Genomic DNA, 21022 nt, shown 5'->3' on the forward strand with positions numbered 1-21022 from the left:
AGAATCTTCAGGTTTGATACAGCGCGCAGGTCGGATGCGGACATGTGTGCGGCCTCGAGTGCGGCCGATCATACGCCGCGGGCCCGGATGGGAGTACGCGGATCAGGTCCCAATCAATTCTACGCGCTCGAAGCTCTCGTACCCAAGCTGGTTTGTCTGATCCCGTCTCAATGACCGTTGCGCCATCTCTCTCCTTCGACCTTCCTACGCCCCAACAGCCCCTCGGTCGCAACTGCCTACGCAGCCGCGGCCGGAGCCCGATAGACTTCACCGCGTGCCAGCAGCGCCCAGACGATGCGAGCCATCTTATTGGCCAGCGCCACGCGCACCAGCATCGGCGGCTTGTGTGCCACCATCCGGGCAATCCATGATCCCGACGGCGCTCCGTTGCGAGCAACCTGGAGTAAGACACTGTTCGCGCCGATGATCAGCAGGCGGCGCAGCGTTCGCTCGCCCATTTTCGAGGTGGCCCCGAGCTTCTGCTTGCCGCCTGTGGAGCGTTGGAGTGGAGTAAGCCCGACCCACGCGGCGAAGTCCCTCCCGCACCTCAAGGTCTCAGCTGGAGGGGCCAGCGCCGCCAGGGCCACTGCGGTGACCGGCCCGACCCCAGGAATGGTCATCAGCCGCCGCGCCGTCTCATCCTCCTTGGCCCGCCGGGCGACCTCGCGGTCCAAACCTGCAATCTGCTCATCCAGCCGGTGGAGCGTCGCGACCAGCATCCGGAGAATGGGTCGGGCGAGCTCCGGGATCGGCTCCGCCTCATCCTCGACAGCCTGCACCAGGTGCGGAACGTGAGCCGGGCCTTTGGCCACGATGAGCCCGAACTCGGCCAGATGCCCGCGTAGGGCATTGATGATCTGGGTTCGCTGCCGCACCAGGAGGTCGCGAGCCCGGAACACGATCGCTGCGGCTTGAGCCTGTTCGCTCTTGGGCGCCACAAAGCGCATGGTCGGGCGCTGGGCCGCCTCGCAGATCGCCTCGGCATCGGCCGCATCATTCTTCTGGCGCTTCACAAAGGGCTTCACGTATGCCGGCGGGATCAATCGAACCTGATGACCAAGCCTGCGGATCTCGCGCGCCCAATAATGCGAGCTGCCGCAGGCCTCCATGGCCACCGTGCAGGATGGTTGGGCTGCGAAGAACGTGAGCACCTGGTGCCGCCGCAGCTTCTTGCGGAACAGGACCGCTCCGGAGGCATCGGCTCCGTGCACCTGGAAGACATTCTTCGCCAGATCCAAACCGATTGTGCTAACCTCTCCCATGGACGCCTCTCTTAAGTGGTGCTGATCAACACCTCCACTGTGGCACACCGAGGCCGTTGGGGGGCGTCTACCCCATCAGTTCTTGCGCTGGCCCCTACTTCGCTGGTTGAGAACAGCTTCCGCCTGAAGGAGATCGGTTGGAGCAGATATGCCTCCCCAGTCCATTCCTCTTAAGAAAGATCGGGCGCTGTAATGATCCCAGGGGCATATTTGATCATCGATCCAGGCACTAGGGGCATGGGCAACCGATCATCTCTTGCGCCACTTCATTCCCGTCGTCATCGAAGGCAGAAGCCTGGATCACGTAGCCTTCCGCTTCCACCCAGGCGATCATGAACGAGGGTGTTAGTGGGTATCCGGAGCGGTCGACCATTGCCACACGGTCCTTATGCAGGGTGAAAGCGATCTTCCTGATGCGTGGCAGATCGACCACGACGCTGTTCTTGGGATAGCGCGGGATGAAATCGACCGGCTCACGCACATACTCCGTGTCGCCATAGATCCAGTCGAATCTCGCGTTGTTCAGCAGTTGCTGCATCAGGGCGAGGCGCTCCGGCGTCATGCCGCCTGCTCCATTTCGTCGATCTCGGGCAGATACCCGGACGGCGGGCCGGCGAAAACTGTAGCTGTCAGTAGGTTAGCGCCGCTTCTCAGCTGCCTTCCTCACCTCTCGCGCCGTGACCCGTCGGGAAGGTGCGGAAGGATCATATCCAGAGCGTTTCCGAAACTCCTCCAGCGTCTGCTCTCTGGCAAGGATTTGTTGTAGTTCTACTAGAGCTGGGTGCAGGGACTGGTTGGTGTCGGGCTTCGTCTTGCTCATGCGCGATACCGTTTGTTGAGGGTGCAACTTATGATGCTAATATAAGGCGAAATACTTCGCAACCAGAGCAAATAAACTCTTCAAAACTCCAAAAAATCCCCCATATTCTTTGCTACTAATCTCCACTACTATGACCTATAGGGCTGATCTTTGTGCGCATGGGCAACCTTCTGCGAAAGATACGCGAACTCCTATTTCAATAAGAAGTCTGCAATCGATGCAGTCCCAGGAACTTCCAACAGGAGGATCTCGTGCGTGCAATGCTCTGCATGAGGGATCTGATCAGTCTCGTCCGACCTCCTCGGCAGTTGATCGGTTTCGCACCTTCTCCCCGCCGTTGGGCGCAGAGGTCTGCGCTAGCGCATCGTGCGGAAAAGTGGATCCGGTTTTCCGCAAAAGACGATGCTCCAGCCGTAGGGATGTTGTTTACTGCACCGGCGCCCCGGCTGACTTCGTCAGCTGGCGCAGGGCAGCTGTGTCCAGTTTACTGACGACGGTTAGTGCATTGCCGCGCTGAGGCCTCTCAGCCGGCTTTTGTGTACCCTGTATGGCGATCCCGACCGCTGCAACCTGCGGATTACGAGGCTGCTTCTCCGGTAGTTTTACTGAGCCTGCTTTGTCCTTTTGGGCCTTGTTGGTCTTCTCCCCGATGGACCCGGTAGTCGATACGTCATCGTTGACGTCATTGGGTCGGAGATTTGCACCTCTGGTATCAGGCTTGGCGCGAGGACGATCCGCCACGGTTTGCTCACGTGACTGAGAAAGCCGATTGATCTCCTTCTGAGCCGTTTCAAGTTCTCCGCGGAGTTGCGCCACGCCAGAGAGTGAGGCTTGGGCCTTCGTGGTCTCGGCAAGAAGCTGGCTTCGGATTGCTTGCATGCTTTCAACCTGCTTGCGAAGCTGGTGTTCCATTTCGGCCAACGAGTGCCTCGAGATAGCAAAGGAGACCCATCCTGCGGCAGCTGACAGGCTGAGCGCCAGGATAAGGCCGCGATGTACGTTCAATAACCGCAGCGCAGACTTTTGGAACATTGGCAACTCCCCGCATACGCAACATGATCGAGTTCCAGCGCTGCCCATCGAGACCGGCAGTTTGGGCGACAAAGAGGCTTAAACGGACCGGCTCACGCAATCAGCCGCCATGTTGCAGGTGTTTTTGTTTTCTTGGTTAAGGCCACGTAAAAACAGAGGGCTAATGAGCCGTAATGTCCTATCCGCAGTGGAAGTCGCGTTACAAGTTCGATGATACGAAATTGGTCACAGTACTCATCGAGGGCGATGCGGCACGGATGTGCCATAATGTCGACGGGCCAGTACCCTTTGATACGAGGTGGCTAAGTCTGCGAGGAATGGACAAGAGATCGGAGCCAAGCGAGTGCTGGAGACGCCGGGTCCCAGACAGGGATGAATCTTGCCTTCAGCGCCCTGTCTCAAACCTCTGGGGGATAAGCGTTCTGCTCAAGGGACTCCTCACATCAGGACAGGGTATAAGCAGCGGCAGGGATGGACCGAAGGACACGGCCATGGCTCAAGCACTTCTCGGACGGCACTCTTGCGTTACGGGCATTGGGGACAGTGCCAACGACAATGACATTCCGGTCCGTCGGATCAACAACGAGGCACGTCAGAAATTGCCTGAGGAATCGGGTGAGGCCGGCCATGTGACCGATGAAGCAATGGTCATCGTCCGCGACCCGGCTTCGGGTGATTGGCTCGTCGAGGACTACGCCGGTGAGGCGGTGCTCTTTCACCTGCCAGGGGATTGCTCCTTCGACGAGGTCAGGCGAGCCGCCGCTGTCTATGCCGCAGCCTTCAGAAGCGGGTTCGAGCAAGGAAGGTTCGTCGCTCGCTCGACGCGTATTCTCCGCTGAAGAGCGCCACGGATAAGTTCAACTCGCTCGCATTGCGTGTGGCAGAACCTTCCACTCTCGACGAATTGCCCACCTACCCCCAGGATCGCCTCTCAGACAAAGGCGAACACGCGACAAGGGCCGCCGGTGCCCCCGCGGACCTTCTGCGCACCGACCACAAGCATCGCGCCTTTCTCCGGCAGGCGGCCCAGATTGGCCGCGCCTTCCAGGCCCCACCGCCCATTTGGCAGCCAGGCATAATGAGTGGCAAAATCCGGCGAGGGGCCGAAATCGAGCGAGAGCGTGTCCACGGCGATGCCCGAGGCTGACGTCTCGAGGAGCATCCTTGCCGCCTCCACATGGAAGCCGGGGAAGTGCATCACCTTCTTGTCATCGGCATTGCGAAACTTCGGCCCGGTCACGTGAGCATCCCAGCCCGAGTACATCGCCACACAAGTCCGGTCCGGGAGAGGGCCATTCTTGGCGATCCAGGCCTTGATATCATCGGGCGTCACCTGCGCGTCGGGATTGGCAGCTGCCTTCTCCCGGATGTCGATGATGGCAAGCGGCACCACGAGGTTTTCGACCGGGATCTCGGCCACACTCTTGCCGTCCGGCGAGAAATGCAATGGCGCGTCCAGATGGGTTCCGGTGTGCTCATTGATTACCCACTCATTCAGGTTGAACTTGTGGTCCTTGTAGGTGAACTTCGGCACGATCTTGAGCTGCGGATCGCCAAAGTAGGTGGGAAAGTCGGGCTGCAACTCGTGGGTCAAATCCCGGACGCCGCTGGCGGAGACCGCCACGGTGGGGGCCTGCGCCTGTGCCGGTCCAGCGATGCTGCCAACCGTCGCTGCGGCTGCCGCAGCGGCCGCGCCGCGGAAGAGGCTGCGGCGGTCGAGCATTCTTTTCTTCACTTGGTCGATCACGCAATGCTGGCACATGACGATAGCTCCCTGCTGAAGGCGGCCCTGCAAGCCTCTGGGCCTGAAACTTAACCTTATGGCTCTCAGCCCTGTCAATCACCACCCTGCTGGCCAACCAGACGGGATGGGCTAGGCTGTGGCTTTGCATGGAGGCCCACATGGCGACTGTTAGACTGCTCACCGACGACGAACTCTCGCCGGAGGCGCGCGCTGTCTTTGACGACATCCGCGCGGTCCGGCAAACAGCGTTCATCAACAACTTCTGGCGCGCGCTCGCCCACGATCCAGTCACGCTCAAGCGCACGTGGGAGAGCATCAAGCAGGTGATGGGTCCGGGAGCGCTCGATGCCAAGACCAAGGAGATGCTGTACGTGGCCGTCTCGATTGCGCATGGTTGCAACTACTGCATCCACTCTCATACAGCGGCGGCTCGCGCCAAGGGAATGACTGAAGCTGAATATGCCGAGCTGGTGGCCATCGTTGGGATGGCATCTGAGACGAACCGCATCGTTACGGCGCTCGGGGTGGAGGTCGACGACGCGTTTAAGCTCTGAGAGGCGTTTCCGCCATCAGCACGAACGGACCGAAAGCGTTTGCAGCCCGAATGTGCGACTGGGACTCCCCTGCCCTCTGTGGATTTCTGCTTTGCCGCGCAGAGCTCATAACAGCAAGACTTCAGATGACCCTAAGTCCCGGTTCTCCTTGTTGGTTTCGTCCGTCACGCCGGATGTGCTGGATCAACCCCGTTCTTATCTTCGCGGTGCATAGCACCAGTCTACGTAGTGCAAAGGAGAGGCCATGAGTGACGTCGTTGGAATTCTGGGCAACCGGATCCGCTCGTTCGTGGAGCGTATCGAGCAGATCGAGACCGAGATCAAGGAGCTGAACGAGGCCAAGAAGGAGGTCTTCTCCGAGGCCAAGGGCGAGGGCTTCGACGTGAAGATCCTCAAGGAGATCATCAAGCTGCGCAAGCAGGACCAGGACGAGCGCGACGAGCACGACAGCCTGCTCGATGTCTACATGCGGGCTATGGACGAGGCCGGCCCCGAGCCGGTCGCCGAAGCGGCCTGATACCGTCCTAAAGACTTCCGGCAATGAAGAGGCCGCCGCGGGGGGCCTACTTATTTTCCCAAATGGAGCATTCGCATGTAAGATTGCTTCCTCGCCTGCAAACGCGCCCTCCTCTCGTTTCTGAGGAGTGCGGCTGCCGGAGTAGCCTCACCAAGCGTGCTGATGGACCTGAAGGGGCCGTGACGCGGAACTGCTGTCTGGCGTCGAGATCATGCCACGATCAATGGCTTGCTCCAGCACTGCTGCGATAGCTGTTTCTTCGCCAGCACGTACACTATCCTCATCGGCTGATGCCGCCGGAACAGTTAAGGTGCGGATGTCAAAGCGGAACGGGTCGGTCGAATATGCGCCATCGGGAGAGGTCGTGAAGATGTGCGCCGAGGGTGGGTAGGTGGAAGGATCGTCGAATTGATAGGTGCGGTAGACCTTCACGCCTTCATATTCCAGAAATGCTTCAGGCGTGGTGATGTCCGCGGACTCAGCAATCATGGTTACCCCTTCATTATTGTCTAGTTTAGGAGGGGCGTATTTAACTCCGATGCTGTCAAAAATGCGGCAGGGCCATCAAGTGTATGCTTGGATACCTGACCGGCGCCGCTCCTGTTGCATCGAGATAAGGAGGCAGCCGCGGGGCATACTGTCGTCAAACAACAGATGATGTGCACTCTACATCTATGCTATGCTATGCAATGCGAATTTCGGTGAGGACGGTTTTTGACAAGCAGTCCGCGCCTCTTGCTGGCCGAGGATCCGGGCTCAGGTTGATCCTCTTGCGGCCACCTGTCATCAGATCCGGGATCTCGGGCAATGGACGACCCGCTGCACCCAGGCACGACGAAGACGCTTCTGATCGTGTGTCACTCGATGACCGGAGGCACCCGTCAGATAGTGGAGGCCGCTGCCCATGGCGCAGAGACAGAGCCGACGGCATCGTCAACTTAAAGAGCTGAGATAAGGCCCGGCCGCTTGGACCATTCGATCAGCAAGCCGCCGCAAGGGTCGAAGTTGGATGCCGATCACTCCTCAAGCGGGGTTAAACTTGCACGCCGAAACACAGTTAGTTGCAATGCGGCACGCGGGCAGTACTCTACATCGCCATGCGTCGATAGCATGGATCACCAGAGCACTTCCAACTCCGCCAAAACTGATCAGTTTCTCGGCAGACGACAGCGTCCGCTCCGCAATGTCCGCCATCGAGACGCCGCCTGAGGGATGTTCACGCTTCGTCCAAAGTACCCAGGTTTATTGCACAAACCTTGCGCGCTCCCCTAAAATGACGAGTAAACCCTTATGTTGCGTGGGTTTTAGCCTTCCCGAGGATTACTCATGGGAAGGGAGTTTATCGTGACTAATCTTTAGAGCACTTCCGGCGCTCGCAACACAATTTCGTATAACGCCTTCTATGGAATGGATCGAGGCGCGAGACTAATTTTCCTGAAAATCTGAGCCGAAAAAAAGAAAGCGCTCTCACTTCGAGGGCGCTCTGAGGTTCGACCCGTAGGGGCAAAATAACAAGTCGGTAAAAACATGTATTTTACAAATATGTGCCTCCATTAAGGCGGATCTGGGCGATAGGTGTGTTGTTACGGCCCTTGCGATTATTGTCTTTAGCCCTGCGCTTCTTAGGAATGGCTATGATTCGCCTGTGTCCGGCTTAGCCCTCGGACAACGCCGAGTCAGGGCGGCCGCACAGGGCTAAAAACCCAGGGCACGCAAAGCACAGACGTCATTTGCGCAAGAGCTTCTACGGCACGTAAGTAGAAGAACGTTGCCCATAAGAATGCGATCAAACATTCGAAGACAGCGTTGCCAATTGCGGCTTTGCAGCGGCAGAAATAGGCCTGTTGAACGTCAGCTACTAAGATGAATCTTATATTGTTGTAATGGATGTTAAAACAATATGCAGAATTGCGCCTTATTTACTCTGGATATAGGTATTAATACTTGTTGTTCCGATCATGAAGGTTGCTTATACAAGGATATCCGTAGGGGCAATACGGACCAAAGGGCCGCGACTACAGTTCAAGGCTGGGCGCAGCCCTTTTCCCACCGACGTTATGCCGACGAACATGACCTGCTCGGGGATCGCATCCATGTCCATCACTCAGGCGCAATTGCGCACACTCAATCTCCTGCACGCCAAGCCCGCCTCACGCGTCTACCGATCTGACCGATTTGGTGATTACACCTGGGTGCATGACGATGCTGAGGTCCGGCTCACCGCCACACTGCACAAGCTGTTCAGCAGCGGATACGCCACGCTCAGCCCCGATAATCGGAATGCGGCGGTCCTGACCGCAAAGGGCCGTGCGGTACTCGCTGCGCGAGTAATGATGGTTGCTAGGGCACCGTCAACTTAACTGAGTAAAGGCGGTTTTCCGGCGTTTTCAGCTATTCCCCGGCGGGTCTAAGCTATTGAAAATGCGTGGCCCTCTCCGGACCTAAACACCGGAAAGAGCAAGTAAAAGTGTTAAGTTGACGGTGCCCGTGCAGGTGCCCAATGAGGCGGCGGGATCGGTCTTCGTCCCGCCGCCCGGCCGGCGATCCACTGGCAGGCGGCTATTCCCGCATGAACGCCTGGATTTCCTCAGGCGTCGCTTTGCCGTCCTTGTTGGCATCGACCCTGTCAAAGATCCTTTTGTGAATGGCCATCACCTCATCGAAGGAAAGCCCGCCGTCGCCGTTCGCATCGGCAATGGCAAAGAAGATCTTCATTGGTGCCGGGCTGGGCATGCCCATCATGCCGCGACCCATCGAGCTCTGCCCCATCATTCCTGGTTGCATCATGCCACACATCATGCCGGGCTGAGCGGGCGGCATTGTTGTAGACTGACCGGCCTGTGCTCCCTGGCTCTGACTCATCATGCCTTGTCCACCGGCCGGCGACATTGCCTGTGAGAGTGTCAAACCGGGATCGTGTGGTTCGACTGCGGTGGTCTGCGCGCTGGCCGCTGCCGTCATGCCGGCGGCAATCATCATGGCTAAGGCGGCTGTGCGTGACAGTGCAGTCAACATCGTGATCTCCTCCTTGTCTCCAGACGTTCTACGGAGCGCACCGCGACATCGGTGGTACGGCTTCGCCCCCAATCAATCGGGTCTTTGACCTCTTCTTGCGCTGCCTTTCCGGCAGCATCCGTTCAGGCACTTTTCGCGCGCCCTTCGTAGAGGAAGGTGAAGGGCTTCGGTCCGGGCGCGTAGCCGGTCCAAAGGTCCTGCATCCTGAACCCCGCCCCCGTGATGAGATCCGCCATCGGCCGGTTGAGATGGCATCCCCCGGCAAGCGGCCTCCACACGGGTGTGAGCCAATCCTGGAAGCGGATGACCCACGGGTCCGGAGCCCGGCCATGCTCGACGAACAGGAGATCCCCGCCGGGCCTGAGGACCCGCCGCATCTCGGCGAGCGCCGCCCTGGCGTCCGGGATCGAGCACATGGTCCAGGTGGTCACGACCGCATCCACGCTGCCCGTATCGAGCGGAATCGCCTCAGCCGACGCCGCCAGAAAGGAAATTGGCCTGTCGCTCGCCTTCGCCCGCTGCGACGCCATCTCGATGAGAGATTGTGACGGCTCTAAGCCGATGATCTCGGTCACGCTGGAACCGTAGAACGGAAGATTCAGGCCTGAGCCGATGCCGACTTCCAGTACTCGGCCGTGAGCCGCCCCGGCAATCCGTCGGCGATATTTGGCAAGCTCCTTGTTCCTCATTGAACGATCAATAAGGCGCGGCAGCACGACGTCGTTGTAGAAACCCATCTTACGCCTCCGCCTCATGCCCTGTGATGGCCCGGAACCCCTTAGGCCTCTTGGCCGCCGCGGTACCGCGCGAAGGTGCGCTGGCCCGACGGCCCGAACAGGACCACGTCGTAGGTGTCGGGCTCCATGCTCTCGACCTCCATGCCAGGCGATCCTACGGGCATGCCCGGGACGGCCAGTCCGGTGGCTTGGGGCTTCTCCGCGAGCAGCCGTCTGATCGCCATGGCAGGGACATGCCCTTCGATCACGTAGCCGGCCGCCTCGCCCGTATGGCAGGCCGCGAGTGCCTTGGGGACGCCCAAGCGCGTCTTCACGCGGTTGAACTCGGGGGTCTCGATCACCGCGAGCAGGAACCCGGCCTGCTTGAGGTGGTCCACCCAGCCAGAGCAGCAGCCGCAGCTCGGATCCTTGGTGACCGTCACCTTCGGCAGTCCCTCGACGGCCCGGAGTGGGCCCGCAACGGCGGCTCCGGCCAGCCCGGCGACGAAAGCCCGCCGGGTGCACGCAAATGCGTTGCTCATGGCGCTCTCCTGTGTTTCGGGAATGGGATTGGTGAACATGATACGCCTCATCGGAAGAAAATATATTTCACGAGTGCCGCGATCACGAGGAGCACTACGACAAGGCCCACAGGCCCGAACAGGCCCATGCCCCACATCATCTCCCCACCCATCAGGTCGTGCATCATGACGTCCTCCTCATGCACCAACGCATCAGCAGGAACCCACCAGGAATAACGACGCAGCATGAGATGATGGTGTGGAGAAACCACACGCCTGGCGCATATGATTGAGGGGGCCCTGGACAAGGAAAGCATCCCATGATCCTCCGGCAGTTCCTGCACCATGATCCCATCGGGATCTCCTACCTGTTCGGCTGCGGCGGTCACGGGAGCGGAGCCGTGGTCGATCCCATCGGCGACATCGAGCTTTACCTGCGTGCCGCTGAAGAGACCGGCATGCGCATCAAGTTCGTGGTCGACACGCATATCCATGCCGATCATCTCTCGTCGGGCCGCCAGCTCGCGGAGGCCACGGGGGCGGCCTATGTGCTCTCGTCCCAGACAGAGGTGGCGTTTCCCTTCCATGCAGTTGAGGACGACGACGTCCTGCCGCTCGGGAACGTCATAGCCACTGTGATGCACACGCCGGGGCACACGCCCGAGCACCTGTGCCTGCTCGTCACCGACCGCACCCGCGCCGACGAGCCCTGGTTCGTGATAACCGGGCACACACTGATGGTCGGCGACCTCGGCCGGACGGAGCTCGCCTCCAGCGCCGAGCAGGGAGCAAGCGACCTGTTCCGCAGCATCCAGCGCCTCAAGGACCTGCCCGATTATGTGGAGGTCCTGCCGGGTGCGTTCGCGGGCTCGGTCTGCGGCCGCCGCCTGAGCGGCAAGCCCATGTCCACGATTGGATTCGAGAAGCGGCACAATGCAGCCTTCCGTATTGCCGACGAGGCCGAGTTCGTCCGGTTCATGACGGCGGAGATCCCGCCCGCGCCGCCAGAGGCCGTCCGGCTGCGGGCCCTCAACGCAGGCGCGACCGCTGCGGCGGCCTGAACCATGGCGGAGGCAACAACAGTCGTCACGGCCCTCTCCTCCGTCCGGCTCGGACTCCGGGAGAACTGGCGCCAGTTCGCGCTTCTGCTCCTGGTGAACGCCTTCGTCGGTGGCATGGTCGGTCTGGAGCGGACAGTCGTGCCGCTGATCGGCTCGGAGGAGTTCAAGCTCGCCTCCACGACCGTGATCGCCTCCTTCATCGCCAGCTTCGGCATCTCCAAGGCGATCACGAACCTGGTCTCCGGCCAACTCGCGGATGGCTGGGGCCGCAAGCGGACTCTGGTGCTCGGCTGGGTCGTCGGGTTGCCGGTTCCGTTCCTCATCATCGGGGCGCCGAGCTGGGGCTGGATCATTGCCGCCAACGTGCTGCTGGGCATCAGCCAGGGCCTCACCTGGTCGATGGCGGTCATCATGAAGATCGACCTCGTCGGCCCGAAGTCCCGCGGGCTAGCGGTCGGCCTCAACGAGTGCGCTGGGTACCTGATGGTCGGCATCACCGCGTTTCTCACGGGCTGGATTGCCGCGGCCTCGGGCGCACTGCGCCCGGACCCGTTCTATCTCGGCATCGGCTACTCGGTCCTCGGTCTCGGCCTCTCGGCCCTGGCCGTCCACGACACGGGCGAGCACGTCCGCCTCGAGGCCGCCGGGCACGCGAAGGCCGAACCCATCGGGTTCCGGGAAGCCTTCATGCTCACCTCGTTCCGCGACCGGAACCTGTTCGCGGCCTGCCAGGCCGGGTTGGTCAACAATCTCAACGACGGCATGAGCTGGGCCATCTTCCCGCTCTTCTTCGTCGCCCGGGGCCTCGGGGTCGAACCCATCGGCATCCTGAAGGCAGTCTATCCGGGGGTCTGGGGTGTCTTGCAGGTCGTCACGGGACCCCTCAGCGACCGGATCGGCCGCAAGGGCCTGATCGTGGCCGGCATGTGGCTCCAGGCCGCCGCGCTGCTGATGGTTTCCGTGCTGGATGGGTTTGCCTGGTGGCTCGTCGCCAGCATCCTGCTTGGGGTAGGCACCGCGATGGTCTACCCGACCCTGCTGGCGGCGATCTCGGACGTGGCGCACCCGACTTGGCGGGCGCGCTCGCTCAGCATCTATCGCTTCTGGCGCGACCTGGGCTACGCCGTGGGGGCCCTGATCGCAGGCGTCATCAGTGACGCGTTCGGCCTGCCCTGGGCCATCGGTGGCGTCGGCGCGCTCACCTTCCTCTCCGGAGTTGTGGTCGCCCTCGCGATGCGGGGCCGCAAGGCGCCGACGTGAGCGAGCACGCCCCCGACGACTCCCTGCTCCCGATCCTGCGGGACAAGCACCACGATGCACGGTCGGCATTCACGCCGGATAGCCTCCTGCGCGAGGCCCGCTGCCAGAGGAGCATGCCCGATGTCACCGTCCGCCATCTGCGCGCCACGGGCCGCGCCCGGTGGGCCGAAGGGCAGGTCACTCAAGGAGTCCTGCCAAGCGCAAGCCCTCACAAAAGTAAGCTGTGTCCTCTCGGCACTTGAATGGGCAATTGTACATCATGTCCCACCTCACGAGTTCACCCACATCGGTGGTTGGGGTTCCGATCCAACTTGCTCGCACTTCCTCGACGTACAGTTGAGCGTGGTGGGTAGCTTGCTCGATCCTGCCCGCATGTGCGTATGTAGCAACGACCAACCTGCGCTCCTCATGCACAGGAACCTGGTCAAAAATCGCGACTGCTGCTTCGTGATTCCGTGCGAAGACGTGAGCGATTCCTAAGTCAAACAGCGCTACCGCCCAGCGGGGATTGTGTCTAAGCACCCTTTCCACTTTCTCGACAGCCTGCTCCGCCTTCCCCAGATACGACAGAGCCGACACATGATGGAGTCCCATCTGATCATCATGAGGATTCAAGGCGACGGCGCGGTCGATGTAATGCTCACCTTCGGCGAAACGGCGCTCATATAGCAAGGCATAGCCCAGGGCGAGCAGCGAACTGGCGTCATCCCTGTCGAGAGACACCCCCTTCTGAGCCCAATCCTGGGCGGCCGCCAGTGCCCGAGCGCGGGCCTCGGCATCTCCTCTCGTCAGCCGGGCTAGAACCGTATAACTTGCCGCTAATTTCCCATGGGCACGGGCGTAGTTCGGGTCGATCCCGATGGCTCGCTGGAAAAACTCAACCGCACGAAGCTGGTTTTCTCTGGTGCGTGGCGAGGTGAACGCTTCCATGCCCAACAGGAAGCAATCGAATGCCTCCCAATTCGGTGGCGACTTTCGCTTGGCGCGCTCTGTCACATCGCTTTTGATACGTCCCGATAACGTGGAGACGATCTTAGCGACGATCTCGTCCTGAACGTCGAAGATACGCCCCATCTCTTCGTCATAACGCTCTGCCCATACGTCGGCTCCCGTCAGGGTATCCACAAGCTGGGCCGTGAGACGTAACCGACTGCCGATTTTACGGACGCTGCCCTCCAGCAAGTAATGGACGTTCAGCTCCCGGCGGATGGCAGGCAGGTTCACCGACTTTCCACGGAACGCGAACGAGGCGCTACGGGCGGCAACAGCCAGTTCCCTGAAGCGGGACAGCTCCGTGATGATGTCTTCCATCAGACCTTCCGCAAAGTAATCCTGCTCAGGATCGCCGCTGATGTTGGTGAAGGGCAGCACGGCAATGGAGGGCCGGCCACGGAGGGAATCGCCCTGCCCCACTTGGACCTTGGCTTTCAGGTCAACAGCACCGCCGAGCAGACTGTAGACCCTTAACGGTCTCACGATGTTCTTGACCTGCTGCTCACCACGATCCTCAAAGGAATACGGAAGCTTATCCCGAACCTCCTCGTAGACCTTGCCCGAAACCCAGATGCTTCCAGGCTCTGCCATCTGCTCCAATCGAGCCGCAACGTTCACGCCATCGCCGTAAATGTCCCCATCGTCTTCGATGATGATGTCACCTAAATTGATGCCGATGCGGAGATGGAGGGTCTGAGAGGCATCTTGGAAAGCCCTAGTCGAAAGGGTCTCCTGCACCTCCACAGCGCAGCGGACGGCCTCAACAGGACTTGAAAACTCAACGAGGGTGCCATCGCCCGTGGTTTTGACGACCCGCCCGCGGTGGTCGCAGATCTTTGGTTCAAAGATCTCCCGATGCAGGCTCCTGATCCGTGCGAGGGTGCCCTCCTCATCCTGGCCCATGAGCGCCGAGAACCCGACCACATCGGCTGCGAGGATTGCTGCAAGACGCCGTTGCACCTTCGGATCAGCAGGGTTGGTCATCTCACCACCATGACGGAGGCGTTGAGAAATCATGGTGCTGCGTGAGGAGCACTTCGTCTAGAGGCAATCTGATGGCAGGCCTCATGGGCGTACAGCCAAGCTCCTAATTTCGCCTGAGTAGTTGAGTAATCAAATTATGAATCTACCGCCGTAAGCGACAGATACTGAATTAGCCTTCAGTGAAGGATGGCAATTTACAAGCAGTTTGGCGGACAGCGTAATTTCCGCTTCGGGTCAATTTGAGCCATTAAGCTTGGCCGTGTGATGGTCCGCTGCCCCGACGAGTGCTGACCTTCAGGCTACTTCGGCTCCATGCAATATTTTGATCTTTCCAGTGATACGAGCCGCACAACTCAAGGCGATCTACCGGCCTGCAGCAGCCCTGCGGGGACCCGCAACCAAAGACAACGAGGCAACAGCCAGGAGTGAGCAGATCGTCATGATCACGATCAGCGGCCAGACTGTCGCGCTGAGGGCTGCACCAACAATGGGAGCGACCAGTGCGCCGAACCCAATCTGACAGCTTCCTGACAAGCCGGATGCGGCGCCTGCGAGATCCGGCCTCACACTCACCGCACCGGCAATGCCGCTCGGCAGCACCAGCCCATTCGCCACCCCGATGAACAGCATAGGCCCAAACAGGGCGACCGGGGACAGCAAGCCGGACGCGATCAAAGCGGCCATGGCCGCGATGCTGGCAAGAGACAGGAGCGTGCCGGCCAGGATCATCCGGTTCGGTCCCATCGTGGCAGCCAGGCGGCCCGTGGCGAAGTTGCCCAGAATGTAGCCGCACGGCACCAGGGCAAAATAGAACCCGTACTCCGCCGGGCTGCGCCCCAGCAGTTCGATCATCACATACGGGGCGCCGGCCAGAAAGGCGAAAAACATGGCCGACACGAAGCTGGTCACGAGCGTGTAGCCCCAGAACTGGCGCGACCGGAAGAGGCTGCCGTAGCCCTGCAGGAGTTCTCGGACGGGCTCCCTTCCGGCGCGGCTGTGGTGTGTCTCGCGCAGCCGCCTATACGCAAACACCAGGGCGAGGCCGCCGAACCCGACCAGAAAAGCGAATGAGGCGCGCCAGCCAAACAACGTCTCGAGCAGGCCGCCGATGGTTGGTGCGATCATGGGAGCGACCGCCATGCCCATGGTGACATACGCAATCATGCTGGCCACCTGATTGCGTCCAAAGAGATCCCGCACGATGGCGCGGCTCAGGGTGATGCCCGCGCTACCCCCGATCGCCTGTGCGATGCGACCGACGATCAGGACGCCAATGCTCTGCGCCGACAGGCAGACGATGGATCCCGCGACGAAGGTGAGGAGGCCGAGCAAGAGCACGGGCCGGCGGCCGAACCTGTCCGACAGGGGCCCGATGATCAGCTGCCCCAAGGCCATCGCGCCGAGATAGAGCGACAGGGTGAGCTGGATGGTGGTGAAAGTGACCCCCAGCGCTCGCGCCATGGCGGGCATGGAGGGCAGATACATATTGATCCCCAGCGGGCTCACGGCGGAGACGGCAATGAGCAGCGCAATAAAGCCAGGCTTTACGATGGGCTGAGCTGCCGCGGCGGTGGTGTGGTCCATGGGTTCGGGATCGCTTTCGGTGGCGCCATAGAGAACTTGGCAGGTGGGATGCCCCATACTGCACAAGCCAGCGGGTCGGTGAGACACGACAGTGCTTCGTCTCTTTGACCGAGGCAAGGCTGCTATCTAAGCACCGCGTCCGTGAACGCGTGGTGCGCCGACAGCGGAGTGCTGACCCGGCTTTAGACCTGATGGTCTGGCGATACAGCGGTAGGACGGTGCGCCGGAAGCGATCCGCCACCCGCCGAAGACGTGATCTAAGCAGCCAAAGCTGATCGGCTTTCGATCTGCCCCGCTTGCGGCCAAAAATCAGACTTGCGATCCACTAAACCTTTGAGGATGCGTGGAAAACACTAATTCGCAGTACCTATCTGCGGCTTTGCTACGGCTTGTTATGCGCACGCCTGCCTGACTGGTTTGGTATCGATAACTGCCGCTTATCGATACCAATCGGTTTTCGACCTTCTCAAGGCGTTTTGGACCTCATTCCGCGCGTTCCGCGGTGATCATCGGCTTTATCCGATCGGTTTCGCACCCCCTGTCGGACTATTCCCATTCCGAAACCATCATCATGTGTCGACCCCCCGGGCAGGGCTTGAACCACCGTGGGATCAGTCTTGGTCCACCCCGTAGGCGATAGGCCAGAGCTGGAACGTTTGCGAGGGATGACAGGGGCAACCTCCTATGGTCGGCGACCGCGAGGGCGCCCTCCGTCTCTCCCATGTGAGCATCACCCTCCTGATGTGGTCGTCCAGGCCATCGACCTAGGGCAGGCGCACGCGAGCGTTCGGAGTCGCCCCTCGGCACCAGGCTTCGATCACCGTTTGCTTACGGGCAACAAACTGGCTCATCAAAGCCCCCTCCCCTCTCGGGTCCGGCAGTGTGGGGCTCCGGATGGTCCTTGGCCTTTGGCAGAAAGCCAGGACAGCCTTGATCCGCCGCCCCAGCATCGTTATCTTACCAACGTCTTACCTTCCATGGCGGGCATCCGATGACAAAAGCAGAGCGCCTCATGACAGTTGTGTCCACGAAGGGTCAGGTGATTTTGCCCAAGTCAATCCGGCAGCACCGGCACTGGGATCCGGGAACCCGACTGGTCGTGGAGGAGACCCCAGAGGGCGTTTTGCTGAAGGCCGCCCCTGCATTTGCCCCGACTCAGCCGGACGACGTGTACGGATCCCTGCCCTATCAGGGCCCACCGAAGACCCTCGAGGAGATGGAAGCCAGCATCGCTGCTGAGGCCAAGCGGCGTCATGCTCGCGATTGATACCAATCTGATCGTTCGGTATCTGACGGGCGATCATCCTGAGCAATCGCCGAAAGCACGCAGCCTGATCGATCGGGAGGATGTCTTCGTCTGCACAACCGTTCTTCTGGAGACGGAATGGGTTTTGCGCAGTGCCTATGGCTATACCCCGGCTCAGATCGGAGCGGCATTAAGCGCCTTTGCCGGACTGCCTCATGTCACTCTGGAGGATCCCCCCTTGGCCGCAAAAGCGCTCGATTGGATGGCCCAAGGGCTCGATTTTGCGGACGCTCTTCACCTGGGGAAAGCGGTGGGATGCACAGCCTTTGTCAGCTTTGACCAGCGCTTTGCCAAAGCCGCCAACCGGGTCAGCGAGGTGAAGGTTCGGGCTCCGTAAGGGGAGTGGCCGCTTTCTCAGACGAGCGATTCAGCAGACCTGTATTCCAAAATCCGAAGGGACCGGCCAGCTGAGGTCGCCCCTCCCCTTGTGGCGTGATAGGTCCTGCCCATGCTTGAGCCTTACCTTCGCAAATGGGGCCTGACACCAGCTGGAGAGCTCATCGTCACGCACACCAGCCAGCTTCTGCCGGTCTTGTCCCAAGGCTCGCCCGCGATGCTGAAGGTCACGGACGACCCGGACGAGAAGCACGGCCATCTTCTTATGCGGTGGTGGGCTGGAGAGGGAGCCGCCCGAGTGCTGGCTTACGACGACGGTGCGATCCTCCTGGAGCGGGCGACCGGATCCGGTTCCCTTGTCGCCCTTGCCAACGACGGTCAGGCCGCCAAGGCGACCCGGATCATCTGCGACGTGGCCCGCCAGTTGCACGCCCCGCGAAAATCCCCTCCCCCGGTCTGGTGCCGCTGACCACCTGGTTCGAGCCCCTCGCTCCAGCGGCCCGGGCCCATGGGGGAATCCTGGTTCGGGCCACTGCAGCGGCAGCAACGCTACTGGCGTCACAGCGGGAGATCGTGCCCCTGCATGCCGACCTGCATCACGAGAACATCCTCGATTTCGGGGAACGGGGCTGGTTGGCCATCGACCCGAAACGGGTGATCGGCGAGCGAACCTTCGAGTACACCATTCTCTTCTGCGACCCCGACCTCGGCCTGCCCCATCTGACCATTGCCAGACGACCAGAGATCTTCGCGCAGCGCCTTAGAACCGTGAGCCAGGCTGCCGGCCTCGAGACCCGCCGCCTCCTCCTCTGAATCTTGGCCTTGGCCGGGCTATCGACGGCTTGGCAGATTGGCGACAATCGGGATCCGGAGATCGAGCTCCAGGTGGCCGAAATGGCGCTGGCTGCCCTCAAAGGCTGATTGCCACACGAGGATCCTCCGGGGGATCAGCCGCGGGCGAGCTTAGCCGCTTGGTCCAGGCTGATGCGATGGACGAGCGGATCCGCATGCCGGTACACCAACTGCCATTCGGAGCCATTGCGGCGGTAAATCTGCGTGACCCGCAGCGGCCATTCCTGGTCCGGTAGACCGGCCACCTCCCCGTGCTGTCGCTCGATCATGACAAAAACAACAAGGTCGCCCGACGCGTAGGTTTGCACCACGTCCAACCGTGCCTCGCCGGCTTTGAAGTAGTCAGCGGCCTTAAGCAGGCTCTCGCTTCGGTTCTCATACCGGGTGGGCTCTCCGCCGAAGGGGTTCATCAGCATGAACCCTGGCGCGTGAGGCGTGAGCGCGAGGTAACGGTTCATGTCTCCGCGCATGAAGGCCGACGTGGCCAGCTCAGTGCGCTGAACGAGTTCGCCAAGCTCCTCGTCCGTGATGCTCCCGTATGCCATGGCCGCATCCTATGATCCGCTCTGCCCGCTGGCAGATCTCACTTCAGGGATGGTATTCTCCCTCACGAAGCCCATCCACACTCCCCGCGAGCGTGGCTCACCACGTCTCGTCGGGATCCTCGAATTCGATCAACTCGCCTGCGACCCGACGGACGGCATCATCGAGAGGCGCCTTTCCCATGCCGGACCCCTTGGTCCGAAGGCCCCTCCTCTGCCCTCGGGCAAGCCGGCGCTTCACAACCCGTGTGGCCTCGACCACCAGATACGCCAGTTCCTGATCCGGAAGGCCATCCAGGAACTCGTCAATGTCTGATCTGGTTACCCGCGGGCTGAGGTTGCCCAGCGACATCGGTACGGGTGCCAGCATCTCTGTTGCGGTGGCCCTGGCGGGGAGGCTCGGCGGGCCTGCTTAGGAGGTGGGGCGGTGCTCCGAACAGGTCCCCCTGTCGCTCATCGCGGACCCGGTTTCGCGCCATGCCCCCTCCGGTCATATCTCGCTGTGTTAACCCTACTGGTTCGGGCTGACATCCCTTCGATCTCAGACCCGAAACCGGCTCGACTTACTTGAAGCAGGGTATCGCCTCCAAAGCTTCCGGTCGCGCCGCGGCTCACAACACTGTTCACAAATCGTTCTGCATTCAGCATAGTCCGCCCAGAACAACGTGGGTTACTCAGGGGCGGTAAAGTTGGCCAGCTCGGCATCTCAGATCAAGCGAGCCAAACAACTCGATGCGCTGGCGGCTGTCCTGCCGATGGGAGCAGCTGACCGCTATGCCAAGATCCTGACCGATGCCGATGTCGCCACCCTGAAGCACTTGGCCGATGCGGGTATGGGAGCCAACACGCTCCGCGCCCTCGCCTCTGACCTCGCTTATCTCGAGGCTTGGTGCCAGACCGCGACCGGGCATCCACTCCCGTGGCCAGCCGATCCGGAACTCGTTCTAAAGTTCATTGCCCACCACCTATGGGATCCGGAGCAGAAGGCGATCGATCCGGCTCATGGCATGCCCGATGAGGTCGCCGAGGACCTCTGGGATCGCAAGATCCTCAAGGTCAGAGGGCCCCATGCTCCCAAAACGATCTCTCGGCGCCTGTCCAACTGGTCGACCCTGCACCAGTGGAAAGGCGTTGAACCGCCGTTTGACCATCCGGGCATCAAAAAGGCTCTGCGCCTCGCAATGAAGGCCTCAGGGCGCGAGCCCAAGCGGAAGAGCCGCAAGCCCGTGACCCGCGATATCCTTGAACGACTTTTGGCCACCTGCAGCGGATCGAAAGCCATCGACCTGCGTGATCGAGCCATACTCCTGATCGCATTCGCCGCCGGCGGACGACGGCGCAGTGAGGTCGCGACTCTACGGCACTCTCAGATCAGCGCGACCGATCCCATCAAGCTGCGGCCTGCGGACCCTACATCGCCAGAGGTGCCGTGCGTTCGCATTTCCCTTGGTCGTACGAAAACGACCACGGCAGGGCAGGGCGCCTTCGTGTTCGCAGCCGGACGGGCGGCTGTGGCGCTCCATGACTGGATCCAGTTTGCGAAGATCACATCGGGTCCGATCTTCCGCGAGATCCGAAAGGACGGTTCTATTGGAGCCAATCCGCTCACCCCGCAGTCGGTTAATCTCATCCTGAAGAAGCGCTGCCGGATAGCGGGGCTGGACCCAGCGGATTTCAGCGCCCATGGGCTCCGATCCGGCTTCATGACCCAGGCCGGACGCGACGGGGTCCCGTTGGTGGACGCGATGCGCCAGTCCGCCCATAAGTCCGTCCAGCAGGCGGCGGGCTACTACGATGAGCAGGAACATGCTCAAAGTTTGTCTGTTCGCGTCGGTCTGTGACCATACCCGACTGCAGGATACTCAAGCTGACGCATGCTGATCGTGGTCAGCTGACCACAACCTACTGCCGGCTGCCATGCAC

At 60.9% G+C, this 21022-nt stretch carries 21 protein-coding genes and 1 pseudogene; 11 read left to right on the forward strand and 11 right to left on the reverse strand.

The window, feature by feature from the left end; all coding sequences use genetic code 11:
* Window positions 1-236: 236 nt before the first annotated feature.
* The 3 genes from DDF70_RS25495 to DDF70_RS25505 form a co-directional block, all read right to left on the reverse strand.
* Complete coding sequence (locus DDF70_RS25495) at window positions 237-1262, reverse strand: IS110 family RNA-guided transposase (protein WP_114947576.1); 1026 nt, start codon at window positions 1260-1262, stop codon at window positions 237-239.
* Between the two features lie 229 nt (window positions 1263-1491).
* A complete protein-coding gene (locus tag DDF70_RS25500) occupies window positions 1492-1824 on the reverse strand; it encodes a hypothetical protein (protein ID WP_114947577.1) in 333 nt (110 codons plus the stop codon).
* Window positions 1825-2508: 684 nt separating this feature from the next.
* Complete coding sequence (locus DDF70_RS25505) at window positions 2509-3114, reverse strand: hypothetical protein (RefSeq protein WP_114947578.1); 606 nt, start codon at window positions 3112-3114, stop codon at window positions 2509-2511.
* 491 nt (window positions 3115-3605) lie between these two features.
* On the opposite strand from DDF70_RS25505, the gene DDF70_RS36935 reads away from it, so the two are divergent.
* Window positions 3606-3953 carry a hypothetical protein gene (locus DDF70_RS36935; RefSeq protein WP_162820659.1) on the forward strand — a complete coding sequence of 116 codons (348 nt, stop codon included), beginning with the start codon at window positions 3606-3608 and terminating at the stop codon, window positions 3951-3953.
* A gap of 92 nt (window positions 3954-4045) precedes the next feature.
* Here the strand turns inward: DDF70_RS36935 and DDF70_RS25515 are convergent, their stop codons facing one another.
* Window positions 4046-4876 (reverse strand): cyclase family protein, encoded by an 831-nt coding sequence (locus DDF70_RS25515; protein WP_114947580.1) that lies wholly within the window; start codon window positions 4874-4876, stop codon window positions 4046-4048.
* 140 nt (window positions 4877-5016) lie between these two features.
* On the opposite strand from DDF70_RS25515, the gene DDF70_RS25520 reads away from it, so the two are divergent.
* On the forward strand, window positions 5017-5412 hold the full coding sequence (locus DDF70_RS25520) for a carboxymuconolactone decarboxylase family protein (RefSeq protein WP_114947581.1): 396 nt from the start codon (window positions 5017-5019) through the stop codon (window positions 5410-5412).
* A gap of 244 nt (window positions 5413-5656) precedes the next feature.
* The gene (locus tag DDF70_RS25525) at window positions 5657-5929 is read left to right on the forward strand and encodes a DUF2312 domain-containing protein (RefSeq protein WP_114947582.1); all 273 of its coding nucleotides are present in this window, start codon (window positions 5657-5659) and stop codon (window positions 5927-5929) included.
* Window positions 5930-6076: 147 nt separating this feature from the next.
* Here DDF70_RS25525 and DDF70_RS25530 read toward each other — a convergent pair whose 3' ends face one another.
* Window positions 6077-6418, reverse strand: coding sequence for a hypothetical protein (locus DDF70_RS25530; RefSeq protein ID WP_114947583.1), 342 nt, complete (start codon window positions 6416-6418; stop codon window positions 6077-6079).
* Between the two features lie 1604 nt (window positions 6419-8022).
* Between DDF70_RS25530 and DDF70_RS25535 the strand changes: the two genes are divergently transcribed.
* A complete protein-coding gene (locus tag DDF70_RS25535; protein ID WP_162820660.1) occupies window positions 8023-8289 on the forward strand; it encodes a hypothetical protein in 267 nt (88 codons plus the stop codon).
* A 199-nt stretch (window positions 8290-8488) separates the two neighbouring features.
* On the opposite strand, the gene DDF70_RS25540 is transcribed toward DDF70_RS25535, so the two are convergent.
* From DDF70_RS25540 to DDF70_RS25550, 3 genes are all read right to left on the reverse strand, one after another.
* Window positions 8489-8944 carry an EF-hand domain-containing protein gene (locus DDF70_RS25540; protein ID WP_114947585.1) on the reverse strand — a complete coding sequence of 152 codons (456 nt, stop codon included), beginning with the start codon at window positions 8942-8944 and terminating at the stop codon, window positions 8489-8491.
* Window positions 8945-9066: 122 nt separating this feature from the next.
* Complete coding sequence (locus DDF70_RS25545) at window positions 9067-9681, reverse strand: class I SAM-dependent methyltransferase (protein ID WP_114947586.1); 615 nt, start codon at window positions 9679-9681, stop codon at window positions 9067-9069.
* 41 nt (window positions 9682-9722) lie between these two features.
* On the reverse strand, window positions 9723-10202 hold the full coding sequence (locus DDF70_RS25550; protein WP_114947601.1) for a DUF411 domain-containing protein: 480 nt from the start codon (window positions 10200-10202) through the stop codon (window positions 9723-9725).
* A gap of 299 nt (window positions 10203-10501) precedes the next feature.
* On the opposite strand from DDF70_RS25550, the gene DDF70_RS25555 reads away from it, so the two are divergent.
* Complete coding sequence (locus tag DDF70_RS25555; RefSeq protein WP_114947587.1) at window positions 10502-11242, forward strand: MBL fold metallo-hydrolase; 741 nt, start codon at window positions 10502-10504, stop codon at window positions 11240-11242.
* Between the two features lie 3 nt (window positions 11243-11245).
* Entirely contained in the window at window positions 11246-12502 is a 1257-nt protein-coding gene (locus DDF70_RS25560) for an MFS transporter (RefSeq protein WP_114947588.1), read from the forward strand.
* Between the two features lie 177 nt (window positions 12503-12679).
* Here the strand turns inward: DDF70_RS25560 and DDF70_RS25570 are convergent, their stop codons facing one another.
* Together DDF70_RS25570 and DDF70_RS25575 are read right to left on the reverse strand one after the other, a co-directional pair.
* Window positions 12680-14479: an adenylate/guanylate cyclase domain-containing protein gene (locus DDF70_RS25570; RefSeq protein WP_162820661.1), complete on the reverse strand. Its 1800-nt coding sequence runs from the start codon at window positions 14477-14479 to the stop codon at window positions 12680-12682.
* A gap of 363 nt (window positions 14480-14842) precedes the next feature.
* Window positions 14843-16120 carry a multidrug effflux MFS transporter gene (locus DDF70_RS25575; RefSeq protein WP_114947590.1) on the reverse strand — a complete coding sequence of 426 codons (1278 nt, stop codon included), beginning with the start codon at window positions 16118-16120 and terminating at the stop codon, window positions 14843-14845.
* Window positions 16121-17054: 934 nt separating this feature from the next.
* Between DDF70_RS25575 and DDF70_RS25585 the strand changes: the two genes are divergently transcribed.
* From DDF70_RS25585 to DDF70_RS25595, 3 genes and pseudogenes are all read left to right on the forward strand, one after another.
* Entirely contained in the window at window positions 17055-17330 is a 276-nt protein-coding gene (locus DDF70_RS25585; RefSeq protein ID WP_114947592.1) for an AbrB/MazE/SpoVT family DNA-binding domain-containing protein, read from the forward strand.
* On the forward strand, window positions 17317-17706 hold the full coding sequence (locus DDF70_RS25590) for a type II toxin-antitoxin system VapC family toxin (protein WP_114947593.1): 390 nt from the start codon (window positions 17317-17319) through the stop codon (window positions 17704-17706). The genes DDF70_RS25585 and DDF70_RS25590 overlap by 14 nt, the downstream gene beginning before the upstream one ends.
* A gap of 111 nt (window positions 17707-17817) precedes the next feature.
* A pseudogene (locus DDF70_RS25595) lies at window positions 17818-18626 on the forward strand (aminoglycoside phosphotransferase family protein).
* Window positions 18627-18652: 26 nt separating this feature from the next.
* On the opposite strand, the gene DDF70_RS25600 reads toward DDF70_RS25595, so the two are convergent.
* Window positions 18653-19102, reverse strand: coding sequence for a YybH family protein (locus tag DDF70_RS25600; protein WP_114947594.1), 450 nt, complete (start codon window positions 19100-19102; stop codon window positions 18653-18655).
* Here DDF70_RS25600 and DDF70_RS25605 point away from each other — a divergent pair.
* Window positions 19101-19415, forward strand: a complete 315-nt coding sequence (locus DDF70_RS25605; protein WP_114947595.1) for a hypothetical protein — start codon at window positions 19101-19103, stop codon at window positions 19413-19415. The genes DDF70_RS25600 and DDF70_RS25605 overlap by 2 nt on opposite strands.
* A 373-nt stretch (window positions 19416-19788) precedes the next feature.
* Window positions 19789-20940: a site-specific integrase gene (locus DDF70_RS25610; protein ID WP_245435644.1), complete on the forward strand. Its 1152-nt coding sequence runs from the start codon at window positions 19789-19791 to the stop codon at window positions 20938-20940.
* Window positions 20941-21022: the final 82 nt, after the last annotated feature.

The sequence above is a fragment of the Microvirga calopogonii genome (assembly GCF_003347665.1).
GTDB lineage: Bacteria > Pseudomonadota > Alphaproteobacteria > Rhizobiales > Beijerinckiaceae > Microvirga > Microvirga calopogonii.